Source organism: Pseudomonas sp. 8_5_2 (assembly GCF_059295255.1).
Map to the genome: position 1 here is coordinate 4,394,810 of NZ_CM181238.1, position 14,563 is coordinate 4,409,372.

The 14,563-nt window shown below is 63.5% G+C and carries 17 protein-coding genes; 10 read left to right on the forward strand and 7 right to left on the reverse strand.

The genetic code is table 11. From position 1 onward, the window contains the following. Positions 1–438: 438 nt before the first annotated feature. Positions 439–1,194: a spermidine synthase gene (locus AC5O5R_RS20160; protein ID WP_172222930.1), complete on the reverse strand. Its 756-nt coding sequence runs from the start codon at positions 1,192–1,194 to the stop codon at positions 439–441. A gap of 114 nt (positions 1,195–1,308) precedes the next feature. On the opposite strand from AC5O5R_RS20160, the gene AC5O5R_RS20165 reads away from it, so the two are divergent. Then, positions 1,309–2,655 (forward strand): class II 3-deoxy-7-phosphoheptulonate synthase, encoded by a 1,347-nt coding sequence (locus AC5O5R_RS20165; RefSeq protein WP_494514679.1) that lies wholly within the window; start codon positions 1,309–1,311, stop codon positions 2,653–2,655. 117 nt (positions 2,656–2,772) lie between these two features. Here the strand turns inward: AC5O5R_RS20165 and AC5O5R_RS20170 are convergent, their stop codons facing one another. Continuing rightward, on the reverse strand, positions 2,773–2,991 hold the full coding sequence (locus tag AC5O5R_RS20170) for a DUF1127 domain-containing protein (protein WP_172222924.1): 219 nt from the start codon (positions 2,989–2,991) through the stop codon (positions 2,773–2,775). Between the two features lie 96 nt (positions 2,992–3,087). Between AC5O5R_RS20170 and AC5O5R_RS20175 the strand changes: the two genes are divergently transcribed. Then, entirely contained in the window at positions 3,088–3,939 is an 852-nt protein-coding gene (locus AC5O5R_RS20175; RefSeq protein ID WP_172285499.1) for a LysR substrate-binding domain-containing protein, read from the forward strand. Positions 3,940–4,065: 126 nt separating this feature from the next. On the opposite strand, the gene AC5O5R_RS20180 is transcribed toward AC5O5R_RS20175, so the two are convergent. Continuing rightward, positions 4,066–4,815, reverse strand: a complete 750-nt coding sequence (locus AC5O5R_RS20180) for a sulfite exporter TauE/SafE family protein (protein ID WP_172222917.1) — start codon at positions 4,813–4,815, stop codon at positions 4,066–4,068. A 112-nt stretch (positions 4,816–4,927) separates the two neighbouring features. Between AC5O5R_RS20180 and AC5O5R_RS20185 the strand changes: the two genes are divergently transcribed. The 3 genes from AC5O5R_RS20185 (at position 4,928) to AC5O5R_RS20195 (ending at position 6,962) form a co-directional block, all read left to right on the forward strand. Continuing rightward, positions 4,928–5,881 carry a LysR family transcriptional regulator gene (locus AC5O5R_RS20185; RefSeq protein ID WP_172222914.1) on the forward strand — a complete coding sequence of 318 codons (954 nt, stop codon included), beginning with the start codon at positions 4,928–4,930 and terminating at the stop codon, positions 5,879–5,881. Between the two features lie 57 nt (positions 5,882–5,938). Continuing rightward, positions 5,939–6,394 carry a MarR family winged helix-turn-helix transcriptional regulator gene (locus AC5O5R_RS20190; protein WP_172222911.1) on the forward strand — a complete coding sequence of 152 codons (456 nt, stop codon included), beginning with the start codon at positions 5,939–5,941 and terminating at the stop codon, positions 6,392–6,394. Between the two features lie 139 nt (positions 6,395–6,533). After that, positions 6,534–6,962 carry an organic hydroperoxide resistance protein gene (locus AC5O5R_RS20195; RefSeq protein WP_172285498.1) on the forward strand — a complete coding sequence of 143 codons (429 nt, stop codon included), beginning with the start codon at positions 6,534–6,536 and terminating at the stop codon, positions 6,960–6,962. Positions 6,963–7,020: 58 nt separating this feature from the next. On the opposite strand, the gene AC5O5R_RS20200 is transcribed toward AC5O5R_RS20195, so the two are convergent. Both AC5O5R_RS20200 and earP read right to left on the reverse strand, forming a co-directional pair. Next, complete coding sequence (locus AC5O5R_RS20200; protein WP_172222905.1) at positions 7,021–7,593, reverse strand: elongation factor P; 573 nt, start codon at positions 7,591–7,593, stop codon at positions 7,021–7,023. 48 nt (positions 7,594–7,641) lie between these two features. After that, positions 7,642–8,775 carry an elongation factor P maturation arginine rhamnosyltransferase EarP gene (earP, locus tag AC5O5R_RS20205; protein ID WP_494514680.1) on the reverse strand — a complete coding sequence of 378 codons (1,134 nt, stop codon included), beginning with the start codon at positions 8,773–8,775 and terminating at the stop codon, positions 7,642–7,644. A gap of 89 nt (positions 8,776–8,864) precedes the next feature. Between earP and AC5O5R_RS20210 the strand changes: the two genes are divergently transcribed. Both AC5O5R_RS20210 and AC5O5R_RS20215 read left to right on the forward strand, forming a co-directional pair. Then, positions 8,865–9,257, forward strand: a complete 393-nt coding sequence (locus AC5O5R_RS20210) for a hypothetical protein (protein ID WP_172222899.1) — start codon at positions 8,865–8,867, stop codon at positions 9,255–9,257. A 2-nt stretch (positions 9,258–9,259) separates the two neighbouring features. Next, positions 9,260–9,730, forward strand: coding sequence for a GreA/GreB family elongation factor (locus tag AC5O5R_RS20215; RefSeq protein WP_494514681.1), 471 nt, complete (start codon positions 9,260–9,262; stop codon positions 9,728–9,730). A 33-nt stretch (positions 9,731–9,763) separates the two neighbouring features. Here the strand turns inward: AC5O5R_RS20215 and AC5O5R_RS20220 are convergent, their stop codons facing one another. Then, positions 9,764–10,702, reverse strand: a complete 939-nt coding sequence (locus AC5O5R_RS20220; protein WP_172222893.1) for a LysR family transcriptional regulator — start codon at positions 10,700–10,702, stop codon at positions 9,764–9,766. Between the two features lie 118 nt (positions 10,703–10,820). Here AC5O5R_RS20220 and AC5O5R_RS20225 point away from each other — a divergent pair, with 118 nt between their 5' ends. After that, positions 10,821–11,570 carry a 3-oxoacyl-ACP reductase family protein gene (locus AC5O5R_RS20225; RefSeq protein WP_172222889.1) on the forward strand — a complete coding sequence of 250 codons (750 nt, stop codon included), beginning with the start codon at positions 10,821–10,823 and terminating at the stop codon, positions 11,568–11,570. 315 nt (positions 11,571–11,885) lie between these two features. Here AC5O5R_RS20225 and AC5O5R_RS20230 read toward each other — a convergent pair whose 3' ends face one another. Continuing rightward, positions 11,886–12,770, reverse strand: coding sequence for a LysR family transcriptional regulator (locus AC5O5R_RS20230; RefSeq protein ID WP_172232457.1), 885 nt, complete (start codon positions 12,768–12,770; stop codon positions 11,886–11,888). 107 nt (positions 12,771–12,877) lie between these two features. On the opposite strand from AC5O5R_RS20230, the gene AC5O5R_RS20235 reads away from it, so the two are divergent. Continuing rightward, positions 12,878–14,059, forward strand: coding sequence for an MFS transporter (locus tag AC5O5R_RS20235; protein ID WP_494514682.1), 1,182 nt, complete (start codon positions 12,878–12,880; stop codon positions 14,057–14,059). A 123-nt stretch (positions 14,060–14,182) separates the two neighbouring features. After that, positions 14,183–14,563: a hypothetical protein gene (locus tag AC5O5R_RS20240; protein WP_172287296.1), complete on the forward strand. Its 381-nt coding sequence runs from the start codon at positions 14,183–14,185 to the stop codon at positions 14,561–14,563.

Sequence of the window (14,563 nt, forward strand, 5' to 3'; positions counted from 1 at the left end):
CAAAGCTGCACATGCCTTGAAAGACCGGAAGGTCACCCAGGCAGCTTTGTCGGCGGGGATTTGCGAAAACGATTGAAAAAGAAAACTTGGGAAGGTCCGCCTAGCGGACGTGCAGCCGAAGCTGGACTCGGAGGATTTGCACCACCTGATTTTGAGGTCCGCTAAAAGACCGGCGCGTACTATACCCGAAATAGCGCAGGAAGTGAGGAATATTTTCAGGGTGCGGCGCCAGTATCGGGCCATCAGATGGCCTGGGGCTGAATCGATAATGCTTTACTGCCTGCACCGGCCCTATCGCCGGCAAGCCAGCTCCCACAGGGACAGCATCAGGATTGAGATCACTGCACTCGCGAAGGGGTACATGAATCTAAAGCCAAAAGCGCCCCCTGTGGGAGCTGGCTTGCCGGCGATAGGGCCAGCAGCCACAGCACAGTTTCATCAAGTAGCGGGGCGAATCTCGCGGATCAACCCTTCAAGGCCATACCCCAAGGTCGGGGCCAAAGCCTGCGCCCGTGCTCGCAGCCCGTCCATATCCAGCATCTGCTCCAGGTCCGCCGGCACCAGCAATATCACATTGCCCTCCTTCACCGGCAACTCCCAGTAATGCCGGTGGTACAACCCGCGCAGCAACGCCGCGCCCAGCGGCTTGCCGTCATCGGTGGCCCACTGGTTGATCACCAGCCACCCACCCGGGTTCAGCTGCTGCTGGCAGTTTTCCAGAAACTTCCACGCCAGGTGCCCTACCCCCGGCCCATGGTCGGTATACAGGTCGACGAACAGCAGGTCGGCCTTCTCTGCCGTGGGCAGCAACTCCAGGGCATCGCCGATACGCACGTACAGCCGCGGGTCGTCATCCAGGCCCAGGTGCTCCATGGCCAGGCGCGGCACGTCCGGGCGCAGCTCGATGGCTTCGATGTCTTCCAGCGGCAGGAACTTCATGCAGGCCTGGGTCAGCGTGCCGGCACCCAGGCCAAGAAACAGCGCGCTCTCCGGTTGCGGATGGCACAGCGCCCCGACCAGCATGGCGCGGGTGTAGTCATACTCCAGCCAGCTGGGGTCGGCCGTGAACACGCAGCTCTGCTCGATGGCATCGCCGAACTCCAGAAAGCGGTAGTCGTCCACTTCATACACGCTGATGACGCCAAAGGCATCCTCCACCCGTGCCAGTAGCCGCTCTTCCCGTTCCGCCGTCATGCTCACACCCGCCCGCGCAAAACGCGCATTGTCCGTCAACACCCGTGATGCAACAAGCACAGCGCCAACTGATACCATGGCCTGAAGCCTATAACCTACAAGACCGAGCCCGAGATGAACCAACCGTGGAGCCCCGACAGCTGGCGTGCCCTGCCGATCCAGCAGCAACCGACCTACCCCGATGCCGCGCACCTGCTGAAGGTTGAGCAAACCCTGGCCAGCTACCCGCCGCTGGTGTTCGCGGGCGAGGCACGCGAGCTGCGCCGGCAGTTTGCAGAGGTCACCGAAGGCCGCGCCTTCCTGCTGCAGGGCGGCGACTGCGCCGAGAGCTTCGCCGAGTTCTCGGCGGCAAAAATCCGCGATACCTTCAAGGTGCTGCTGCAAATGGCCATTGTCATGACCTTTGCCGCCGGCTGCCCGGTGGTCAAGGTGGGGCGCATGGCCGGGCAGTTTGCCAAGCCACGTTCGGCGGGCGATGAAACCATCGGCGACATCACCCTGCCAGCCTATCGCGGCGACATCGTCAACGGCATCGGTTTCGACCCGAAAAGCCGCATCCCCGACCCGGAGCGCCTGCTGCAGGCCTACCACCAGGCCACCGCCAGCCTCAACCTGCTGCGTGCCTTTGCCCAGGGCGGCTTTGCCGACCTGCACCAAGTGCACAAGTGGAACCTGGACTTCATCGCCAACTCGGCGCTGGCCGACAAGTACCACCAGCTGGCCAACCGCATCGACGAGACCCTGGCGTTCATGCGCGCCTGCGGCCTGGACAGCGCGCCGCAACTGCGCGAAACCAGCTTTTTCACCGCCCACGAAGCACTGCTGCTGAACTATGAAGAAGCCTTTGTCCGCCAGGACAGCCTGACCGGCGACTACTACGACTGCTCGGCGCACATGCTGTGGATCGGCGACCGTACCCGCCAGCTGGACGGGGCCCACGTCGAGTTCCTGCGCGGCGTGCACAACCCGATCGGGGTCAAGGTTGGCCCCAGCATGAATCCCGAAGAGCTGATCCGCCTGATCGACGCGCTCAACCCGGCCAACGACCCGGGGCGTTTGAACCTGATCGTGCGCATGGGTGCGAGCAAGGTCGGCGATCACCTGCCGGGGCTGATCCGCACCGTCGAGAGCGAAGGGCGCAAGGTGCTGTGGAGCTCGGACCCGATGCACGGCAACACCATCAAGGCCAGCAGCGGTTACAAGACCCGTGACTTTGCGCAGATCCTGGACGAGGTGAAGCAGTTCTTCCAGGTGCACCAGGCCGAGGGCAGTCATGCCGGCGGCATCCATATCGAGATGACCGGGCAGAACGTCACCGAGTGCATCGGCGGCGCCCGGCCGATCACAGAGGATGCGCTGTCGGACCGCTATCACACCCACTGCGACCCACGGATGAACGCCGACCAGTCGCTGGAGCTGGCCTTTCTGATTGCCGAGACGCTCAAGCAGGTGCGGCGCTAAAAGCATTCGCGGGCACGCCCACTCCCACAGGTTTTGCACAAGACTTGAGAGCTGTGCAGTACCTGTGGGAGCGGGCGTGCCCGCGAATAGGCCGGTAAGCCCACCGACAAACTCAGCCTATTTACGCAGCGGATCATCCCAGAAATGCCGCTCGGCCTCTTGCTGGATATCTGCCCTGCTCAACCCCAGGTCATGCAAGATCGCATCGCTGAGACTGGCCAGCTCCCGCCGCTGACGGTGCAGTTGCAGCCAGCGCAACGGGCGCTGCAAGGCAACATGCCACAGGTGATTCAGGGAAAGCACAGGTTGCCGGATGCTGCTGACTTGACCTTTCATCGTGAAGCCCTCCGTGTTGATGGCCTCAGTTTCACGCCGGGCTTAAGATCAATCCAACGAATGTTTCTGATGCCATGCATCTCGGAGATTGATGCAATGTCCCAGTACCAGAGCCTCGACCCGGACGTACTGCGCACCTTCGTCGCCATCGCCGAACAAGGCGGCTTCACCCGTGCCGGCGAGGTCGTCAACCGCACCCAGTCGGCGGTGAGCATGCAGATGAAACGCCTGGAGGAAGACATCCTGCAGCGTCAGCTGTTCGAGCGTGATGGTCGGCAGGTACGCCTGACCGCCGAGGGCCAGGTGCTGCTGGGCTATGCGCGGCGCATCCTCAAGCTGCACGGCGAGGTGTTCAACACCCTGCGCATGCCACACATGGTCGGGCAGGTGCGCATCGGCACGCCAGACGACTACGCCATGCGCTTTCTGCCGACCATTCTCTCCAGTTTTGCCCAGGCCTACCCGCTGATCCAGGTTGAGGTGCACTGCGATTCGTCGCGACAACTGATGCTGCGCCAGGACCTGGACCTGACCATCGTCACCCGTGAACCGGGCAACGAGATTGGCCAGCTGCTGCGTCAGGAACGGCTGGTATGGGCGGCTGCCGAAGGCTTCTGCCCGCAGGAGCAACGGCCGATGCCTGTAGCGTTGTTCAACACCGATTGTTTCTGCCGCGCCTGGACGTGCAATGCGCTTGAGGCACAGGGCATCGATTACCGCATTGCCTATACCAGCCCAAGCCTGGCGGCGATCTTTGCCATTGTCACAGCGGGGCTGGCGGTGACGGCGCAATTGCAAAGCCTGATTGGCGGAAACATCCGCATATTGGGTGAACAGGATGGGCTACCGCAGTTGCCAGTGGCCAATGTGATGCTGGTGCGCAGTACCCAGAACCCTTCACCGATTACTGACTGCATGGCCGATTATATCGTCGAAGGGTTCAAGTAAGCCGGGGGCGCTTCGCACCCCATCGCCGGCAAGCCAGCTCCCACAGGGTTATCACAGGCCCGAACACTGTGGGGTGCCTGTGGGAGCTGGCTTGCCGGCGATGGGCCGCAAAGCGGCCCCAAATTCTCAAAGTTCAAAGCCGAGCATCACCGCGCACACCACCAGGAACACGCAGAACATCGCCCGCAGTACCTTCTCCGGCAAGGCATGGGCCAGCCTCACCCCCCAGCTGATGCTGAGCATGCCACCCACCGCCAGTGGAATCCCCACCCCCCAGTCAACGCTCTGGTGCACGCCATAGGTCACCAGCGTCACCAGGGTACTCGGCGCCGCCAGCGCCAGCGACAGCCCCTGCGCCACCACCTGCGTGGTACCGAACACGCTGGTCAGGATCGGCGTGGCCACCACCGCCCCACCTACCCCGAACAACCCGCCCATGGTGCCGGCAAAGCTACCTAGCACCCCCAACCAGGGCCAGGCATAGCGCAACTCGGCACTGGGCGGCGTAACCCTCATGAACATGCGCGCCACGTTCCACACCGCCAACGCCACCAGAAAGCCGACAAAGCCCAGGCGCATGGAGTGCGCATCCAGCCCCACTGCCCAGATCGATCCCAGCCAGGCGAACAGGAAGCTGCACAGCGCCAGCGGTACTGCGTGGCGCAGCTCGATGCGGTTGCGTTGGTGGTAGCGCCACAGCGCCAGCAGCACGTTCGGCACCACCATCACCAATGCCGTGCCCTGCGCCAGCTGCTGGTCCAGCCCAAACAGCACGCCCAGCGCCGGAATCGCGATCAGCCCGCCACCTATGCCGAACAGGCCACCCATGGTGCCCAGCGCAGCGCCCAGCACGATATACAACAACCACTCGATCATCAGGGCCTCGTCCGCCTGTCTATGAATGCGAGCATGCTAACGATTGCGCGCTAGCGGGGAAACGCACAGCAACGCACAATGGCTGTGCGTTTTCCGCAAAACCAAGGCACCCATGAGCCCCGACACCCTGACCGACCAACTGAGCCTGTTTCTCGATGTGCTCGAGACTGGCAGCTTTTCCGCCGCCGCCCGCCGCCACCCGCTGACCCCATCGGCCGTGGCCCGGCGTATCGACAACCTGGAAAGCGCCGTCGGCAGCCGCCTGTTCACCCGCAGCACCCACGCCGTGCGTGCCACACCCGCCGGCAACGCCTTCGCCGAGCGGGCCCGGCGCATTATCGAGGAACTGCGCCTGGCCCGGGCCGAGGCAGTGTCGCTGAGCAGCGCCCCCGAAGGCCTGATCCGCATCGACGCCCCCGCGGCCTTCGGTCGTCGTCACCTGGCCCCGGCCATCGCTGATTTCCTGGTGGCATACCCGGGCCTGGACGTTCAACTGCGCCTGATCGACAGCTTTGTCGACATGCATGGCAGCCACCTGGGCGAGGTCGACCTGGTGTTGCGCGCCGGCCCGCTGGCCGACACCCGCCTGGTCGCCACGCCGCTGGCGTACATGGTGCGCATCGCCTGCGCCAGCCCTGCCTACCTGGCCAGCCGCGGCATACCCACCTGCCCCAGCGAGCTGCCTGGGCACCACGGCCTGGACTGGGACGGCCTGGCGCCGCCTTTCGCCTGGCGCTTCAGCGTGGCCGGGCAAACCCGCTTGTACCGCCCCGCGCGCATGCGCATGGCCGCCAACAACGCCGAAACCCTGCTGTTCGGCGCGCTGGCCGGTTTGGGCATCGCCCACCTGCCCACTTGGCTGATCAGCGAATACCTGCTGCGTGGCGAGTTGATACCGCTGTTTTGCGACGGCGGCCTGCCCGCAGCCGAGACCAGTGGTATATACGCGCTACGCCTGGCACATGAAACGAACTCTCGCAGCCGTTTGCTGCTCGAATTTCTCAAGAGCCGCTTCAGCCCGATTCCACCCTGGGACCTGGCCTTGCGCAGTGAACTGCGCCAGTAACGCGCGCACTAATGATCAGCGTGCCAGACTATCCCATTGATTATTCCAAGGACCTGCATGAACGCCGACACCCAAGCCTCCTGTGACGAGCTGCTGCTGGACAACCAGGTCTGTTTCGCCCTGCACTCCACCTCGTTGCTGATGACCAAAGTCTACAAACCGCTGCTGCAGGCCCTGGGCCTGACCTACCCGCAGTACCTGGCCATGCTCGTGTTGTGGGAACGTGACGGGCTGACCGTGGGCGAGATCAGCCAGCACCTGCTCACCGACCCGGGCTCGCTGACCCCACTGCTCAAACGCCTGGAAAGCGAAGGCTTGCTGCAGCGCAACCGCAGCCGCGAGGACGAACGGGTGGTGATGGTGCAACTGACCGACAAAGGCCGCGACCTGCAAGACAAGGCCAAGGACGTGCCGCAGTGCATTCTGAAGGCCAGCGGGCGCAGCCTGCAGCAGCTTCAGCAACTGCAGGCTGACCTGCTGAACCTGCGCGAGAACCTGCAGAAAAACCTCTGATTGCTATGCTGTGCAATGGCCGTTCGGCGGACCGGTAATTATTTATCTTGCGCGCAAACTAATTGCGCGCTAATTTAAATCCCACACCAACCCTGCCCTCCTGCAACAGGGAGCGCACAGCACATTAGCGAGGCTCAAGATGCAAAAGGTCACTCCGCTGTACATCGCAGAAGCCACCTCCACCGGTGGGCGTGACGGTAAATCCCGCTCCAGCGACGGCAAGCTGGAAGTCAAGCTGAGCACCCCAAAGGAGCTGGGCGGCGCAGGGGGTGAAGGCACCAACCCCGAGCAGATGTTCGCTGCCGGCTACTCGGCCTGCTTCATCGGCGCCTTGAAATTTGTCGCCGGCCAAGAGAAAAAAGCCCTGCCGGCCGATGCGTCGATCACCGCCAAGGTGGGCATCGGCCAGATCCCGGGCGGTTTTGGCCTGGACATCGACCTGCACATCAACCTGCCGGGCCTGGCACAGGCCGATGCCGAAGCGCTGGTGGAAAAGGCGCACCATGTGTGCCCGTATTCCAACGCTACACGCGGTAATGTGGACGTTCGGTTGCATGTGACCGTGTAAATCCCAGGCATAAAAAAACCCGGCCTTGGCCGGGTTTTTTTGCAGTTCGCAAGAAGGATTACTTCTTGGAACGGCCCTTGTACACGCCACCTTCACGAGTGTCGATGTCGATCCACTCGTCGATGTTGATGAAGTCGGCAACCTGCAGTTCGGTACCGTTCTTCAGCTTGGCAGGCTTCATGACCTTGCCCGAGGTGTCGCCGCGAGCAGCGTTTTCAGTGTAGACAACCTGACGGCTGATGGTGGTCGGCAGTTCAACCGATACCAGGCGGCCTTCGAAGAACACGGCTTCGCAGATGTCTTCCATGCCTTCTTCGATGAACGGCAGAACGGCCTCGATGTCTTCGGCGTTCAGCTCGTACATGGTGTAGTCGGTGGTGTCCATGAAGGTGTACGAGTCACCGCTGATGAACGACAGGGTCGCTTCTTTGCGATCCAGGATCACGTCGTCCAGCTTGTCGTCCGCACCGTAGACGGTTTCGGTCTTGTAGCCGGTCAGCAGGTTCTTCAGCTTGGTCTTCATGATCGCGCTGTTACGGCCCGATTTGGTGAACTCAGCTTTTTGTACCAGCCACGGGTCGTTGTCGATCCGCAGGACGGTACCGGGTTTCAGTTCTTTACCAGTTTTCATTGCGAAGTATCCGAATCTGGATGGATTTATAAAAATCGAGGCCGCATATCATAGCCAATTTCGGTAAAACTGTACCAGCGTCATGGCAAGGTCCGGCTGAGCGGCCTGCCGGGCTGCCCAATCGCGGGCGTGCTGCTGCAGTTCTGGCCAATGCTGGCGGGCCGCTTGCCACGCCAGGCCCATGTCGCGACCCATGTTCCAGGCACGCCACAGGCCAAGCAGTGCGGCGTCGGCAGCGTCTGACAGGCCACGTCGATAATGCCCGAGAAATGCTTCGAGCTTTTCCCAATGGGCATTTTCGTCCTGCACGTAGATGTGCCATAGCATCGGCTGACCGGCCCACTGCGCGCGTACAAATGAGTCTTCGCCGCGCACCGCATTGAAATCACAGCTCCAGAGCAGCCGGTCGAAATCGTCCTGGCTGACGAAAGGCAACACTTGCACGGTCAGCGCCCCGCGCTTGTGCACCGCACCTACGTTCAACTGCGCTTCGCCCAGCCACTGGCCAAGGCCGGCAACAACCCGCCCTTGCGGTACCAGCAAGTGGCAGGGCTGGGCGTCGGTGGCCAAGGCATCGAGCCAGCTGGCCAACTGCGGGTTTTCGTAGGCGAATAGCGAGATCAGCAGTGCACCCGGCGCTGGATGCACGCCAAGCCCGTGCAGGAATGCCTGGCGAACGTCGGCAGACTGCTGGAACGCGTCACGCCGTGCCAGCAGCGAACCCTCGCGCAGCAGGCCACCGGTTTTTTCGGTAAAGCCGGGGAAGAAAAACACCTTTCGCAGGCCGTTGGGCTGTGGCGAGGGCAAGCCATGACAACCTTCCACCCAGTCTTCGGCGCTGAGGTATTCGAGGTTGAGCCACAGCGGCGGCACGGAGCGCGCGCGCATCGCATCTACATACGCAGGCGGCAGCAGGCAGGCGAACGCACCGATTACCACCTCGGCCGGCGCCACCGGCAACCAGGTCGCCGGCCACTGCCGCACATCCACGCCGTGCTGCCATTGCTGGGCGGCAGTGGCATCCGCCCCGGGGCACATTGGCACAAAGGCATTCAGGTCATCCACCCACAGGCGCACCGCCAGGTTGTGCTCAGCGACAAGCTGGCGAGCCAGGCGCCAGGTCACGCCGATGTCGCCATAGTTGTCGACGACGCTGCAGAAGATGTCCCAGGTGGCTTTCATGTGCCCCTCCCCTTGCCTACTGAAAAACGCGGATTTTGCCCGACAGCATGCGACAATGCACCCCGCCCCACCCTGCCAAGGAGGTAGCCATGCCCCGCCCACGTGAACTGAAGATCACTTTGAAGCCGCTGCCGTTGATACTCTGTGTAGCCTTCGGCCTCTGGCTTGGCGCCGTCGCCATCGCCCTGAGCCTGTGGCTGGCCCTGCAACTGTGGCCGGCCCAGGTACTGCCGGTGGCCCAGGCCGTGGCCCCGGCGCTCGCGCCGGCTGTAACCCCGGCGGCACAGCCGATGGACGCGCAGGGTGAGATGTTCGAACGCTACCAACACATCCTGAACAAACAGCAACAGCAGCAGGCTGCCGATGCCGCCCAGGGCAACCCGCGCAACCTCAACAGCCCCAGGTGCCAGTTCTGGCTGCAGCAGAACCGCACCGCGCCCACCGACAAAAGCCAGGCCAACGTGCTGGAGTTCTGCTACTGATCATGAACAAGCCCCACCTGCTGGCACAGATCGTCGCCACCCTCGAGCATGATCTGGAGGTGCTGACCCGTGCGGCGCAAACAGCCTACGAAACCGCCACCGCCGAAGAGAACATCGCCGAGAACAAGTACGACACCCTCGGGCTGGAAGCCTCGTACCTGGCTACCGGGCAAGCCCGCCGCAGCGCCGAAATCCGCCAGGCGCTGCTGATCTACCAGCAGTTGCTGCTGCGTGAGCATGACCCGGCGCGCGGGGTGCAGGTCAGCAACCTGGTGACGCTGGAAGATGAGCACGGCGGCCAGCGCCGGGTGTTCCTCGGGCCCGAGGCTGCCGGCCTGAAGATTGGCCAGGGGGATGAACTGGTGACGGTGATCACCCCGCGCTCGCCCCTGGGGCAGCAATTGCTCGGCAAGAAGGTGGATGACGAGGTGAACCTGGGGCCGCAGGTACTGTTCATAGTGGATGTGGTCTGAACTGGCCTCTTGACAGGCACAGGCGCTACACAGTCAAAGGGTTTGCAAGGCATCGAAGCGCCCCGCCAACCCCTGCTCGGCAAATTGCTCCACGACAAAATCGACAAACGCCCGGGTCTTGCCGGGCAACAGCTTGTGTTGGGCGAAATACAGGCTGATATGCCCATCGTCTACGTACCAGTCCGGCAACACCCGCCGCAGGCGCCCGGCCTGCAGGTAGGGCACGGCAAACGGCAGGCTTACCAGGGCCACCCCCAACCCCTGCTCGGCCACCGCACACGCCGCATCCGAATCGCTCATGGTCATCGCCTGGCGCAGTTGCAGCGGCTGCTGCGCCTGCCAGCGGCTGGTCAACGGCCACGACCGCACCCGCCCGCTTTGCGGTGAGCGGATCAGGATGCCGTCATGCCGCTGCAGTACCTGCGGGTCGTTGATCGGTGCATGCCGATCCAGATACCCCGGCGCCGCCACCAGCACCCGGTGGGCTGGGGTCAGTTTGCGCGCCACCACCCCCGGCGGCAGCTCGAAACCGCCACCAATCGCTGCGTCGAAACCCTGGCCGATCAGGTCCACCTGGCGGTTGTCGAAATGCCAGTCCGGGGTAATGGCCGGGTAGCGCCGAAGGAATTCAGCCAGCAAGGGCAACACATACAAACGCCCGAATACCGTGCCCATGCTCACCCGCAGCAGCCCGGCAGGCTGGCCTTCGGAACTGGCCAGGTTGGCCACGGCGTACTGGATAGTGCGAAAGCTATCGCTGATCTCCCCAAGAAAACGCTGCCCCGCTTCGGTCAAGGTCAGCTTGCGGGTACTACGCTGGAACAACCGCACCCCCAGCCGCGCTTCCAGCTGGGCAACATGCTTGCCCACGGCAGCCGGGGTGATGCTGAGGCGCCTGGCGGCTTCGGCAAAACTGCCGACCTCGGCACTGCGGATGAAGCACTCCAACGCGTTGAACGATTCCATGGCCATGATTGGCAACCAAAGGTTTACTCTGCTGATAGTTATTGCCATCTTATCAGCAGGTAATCGAGCGCCGATACTGCGCCCATCCAAGGCATTTCAGCCTGGCTTCCAGCAGGAGATGAGCATGTCCAAGCAATTTACCCTCGAAGGCAAAGTGGCCCTGGTACAGGGCGGTTCCCGTGGCATTGGTGCGGCCATCGTGCGGCGCCTGGCCAAGGAAGGCGCACAGGTCGCTTTTACCTACGCCAGTTCCGAAGGCCCGGCCAAGGCCCTGGTCGATGAAGTCAAGGCATCTGGTGGCAAGGCCTTGGCGCTGCGCGCCGACAGCGCCGATGCCGCTGCTGTGCAATTGGCCGTGGATGACGCCGTGAAGGCCTTCGGCAGGCTCGACATCCTGGTCAACAACGCCGGCGTGCTTGCCGTGGCGCCATTGCTAGACTTTGACCTGGCAGACTTCGACCGCACCCTCGCCATCAACGTGCGCAGCGTGTTCGTCGCCAGCCAGGCCGCGGCGCGCTACATGGGCCAGGGTGGGCGCATCATCAATATCGGCAGCACCAACGCCGAACGCATGCCGTTTGCCGGTGGCGCGCCGTATGCCATGAGCAAGTCGGCGCTGGTTGGCCTGACCCGCGGCATGGCCCGTGACCTGGGGCCGCAGGGCATCACCGTGAACAACGTGCAGCCAGGGCCGGTGGACACCGACATGAACCCGGCCAGCGGCGAGTTTGCCGAAAGCCTGATCCCGCTGATGGCGATCGGGCGGTATGGCGAGGCCGATGAGATTGCCAGCTTCGTGGCTTACCTGGCGGGGCCTGAGGCGGGGTACATCACCGGGGCCAGTTTGACAGTGGATGGGGGGTTTGCGGCCTGATTGGAGGGTTGCCTGTGTGGGGCTGTGTGCGGGCAAGTCTGCTGTTTTTGTAATCGCATCGGGTTGCCCGCCTTAGTGCACGGACTTGAGACAGGTGAGGCTGCAGTAATGCCCACCGAGAAATCCAGTCAAGCCAACAAGGCTGACAACCATGGCCTGACAGGTTTGGTACGTTGCAACAAATGTGGGAGCGGGTTTACCCGCGAAGCGCCGCGCGGGCGGCGCTCGATCTCACAGGCGCTGCATATCTTGCGGCAAGCACCTGTCAGCCCTGATGCAATCCCAATGAGAGATTCCATGACCATAGAACAAGGCTCATCCTTCGCCAGCCCCCAAACTCTGCTCCATCACCTCCAAAAACGCCCGGGCGGCCGGTGTCGGGCTGGATGACCACACGGCATAAAGGTGCCGCACCGGCGCATCCACCAACCGCGCCACCGCCACGCCGTCTATACCTTCGGCCACCCGCTCCGGCACCAGGCCGACCGCCATGCCCCGCTGCACGAACTTCTCGACCAGACGCACATGCCCAATCTCGAACTGCACCCGATGCTGCAACCCCGCCGCCTGAAACGCCTCGTCCGTCTGCCGTCGCGCCCCGGTGCCTTCGGGGAAGTCCACCAGCACTTCACCGGCCAGATCGGCCAGCGCCAGCTGCGCCCTGCCCGCCAGCCGATGGCCCGGCGGCAACAACGCCACCAGCGCTTCCCTGGCCAGCAAACGATGCTGCACACCCTGCACCACTTCGCCCTGCCACAGGCCGATGAAACCTACGTCCAGGCGCCGCTCGATCACATCGGCGATCAGCAATTCGCTCTTGGCCGTAAGCCAGCGCACGTCCACATCCGGGTAACGGCCGTGAAACACCGCCAGCAGGTCGACCAGATCCAGCGCGGTGAGCGAGCTGATTTCACCAATCGCCAAGCGCCCACGCACTTGGCCGCAAGCCGCCGCCACATCATCCGCAATGCGCCGGGCCGCCTCCACCGCCGGCCTGGCGCTGAGCACAAAGGCCTCGCCGGCAGGCGTCAGGCGCACCCGCCGCGAACTGCGCTCGAACAGGCTGACGCCCAGGTGTGCCTCAAGGCGCGCCACCTGGTGGCTAAGCGCCGACTGCACCACATGGCAACGTTCAGCCGCACGGGTAAAACTGCCGGTGTCGGCCACGGCGAGGGCGTACTCAAGCTGCTTGAGGTTCATTGATCTATCTGTTTTCGAGATTGATAAGTTGAAAACTATACATTGGCGTCATGCCTGACACTTCCAGATAATCACCACCACTTACTACTGCCCGCCACGAGAACCGCATGAACACCCCCACTCTCAGCCGCGCCCTGATCCTGCTGATGGCGACCGCCACCGGCCTGGCCGTGGCCAGCAACTACTACGCGCAACCGCTGTTGCACAGCATTGCCCAGCAATTTGGCCTGAGCACCGCCAGCGCAGGCAGTATCGTGATTGCCGCACAGCTCAGCTACGGCGCCGGGTTGCTGTTGCTGGCGCCACTGGGCGACCTGTTCGAACGGCGCCGGCTGATCACCGTGATGACCGTCATTGCCACCCTGGGCCTGGTCATCAGTGCCTGCGCACCGAGCCTGCCGTGGTTGCTGCTCGGCACCGCGCTGACCGGCCTGTTCTCGGTGGTGGCGCAGATCCTGGTGCCCATGGCCGCCGCGCTGAGCCCGCCGCACCAGCGCGGCCGCGCGGTCGGCACGCTGATGAGCGGCCTGCTGCTGGGCATTCTGCTGGCGCGGACCGCTGCCGGCTTCATGGCCGAACTAGGCGGCTGGCGCAGCATCTACGTGCTGGCTGCCGTACTGATGGCGGTCACCGCCGTGGCCCTGTACCGCAGCCTGCCACAGCACCACAGCCATGCTGGTTTGAAGTACCCCGCACTGATCGGCTCGGTGTTCCGCCTGTTCATCGAAGAGCCGGTGCTGCGCCTGCGCTCGCTGCTCGGCCTGCTGGCGTTCAGCCTGTTCGCGCTGTTCTGGACGCCATTGGCCTTCCTGCTGGCGCAAGGCCCGTACCACTATTCCGATGCAGTGATCGGCCTGTTCGGCCTGGCCGGTGCGGCGGGCGCGCTGTCGGCCAACTGGGCCGGGCGCCTGGCCGACCGTGGCAAGGGCTCGCTGGGGACCACGGTGGGGCTGGTGGTGTTGCTGCTGTCGTGGGTACCGCTGGGGTTTGCCCAGCAATCGCTGCTGGCCTTGCTGCTAGGTGTGCTGATGCTCGACCTGGCGGTGCAGCTGGTGCACGTGAGCAACCAGAACGCAGTCATTGCGCTGCGGCCCGAGGCGCGCACGCGGCTGAATGCCGGGTACATCACCTGCTATTTCATTGGCGGGGCACTGGGGTCGCTGCTGGGGACGCAGTTGTTCCAGCGCCAGGGCTGGATGGGGATTGTGGTGGCAGGGTTGGTGATTGGCGCTCTCGCATTGCTGGCGTGGCTGCTGGCGAACCGCAAACCTGCCACATCAGTTGGGTAGGCGCGTGCCGGCCTGAGGGCGACATTGCACCGCACTACCCTCCGTCGTATTGCCGTTGACTTGCCTGCCCGGGCAGCGCTCAGTAGGCGCTGGTCAATGCCCTTTCCCTGACAGGACGACGTTATGACAAGACTCACGGTGCAATCCGGCGATTTCTTGCAAGGTGAAGGCGAGTATCGCAACGGATCGCTCACACTCAAGACCCCGCGCAGCCCCTCCCCGGGCGAGCGGATTTCCCTGGCACGTATCAGCGACCTGAGGCTAGCCAGCCTGGAGTCCAGCCGCAGCTTCGGCAGCACCCTTGGCTGGGGCGTGGCCGGGGCGTTGGTGGCCGGGCCGGTGGGGTTGCTGGCCGGGCTGTGGCTGGGTGGCAAGGAAGAAGAAGCCACCTTCCTGGCCACCTTCAAGGATGGGCGCAAGCTCATGGCCATTACCGATGGCAAGACCTGGTCGAAGATCGATGACAACTGGCGGCAGCACAAGCGGCCAACCCGCGCAGACTGA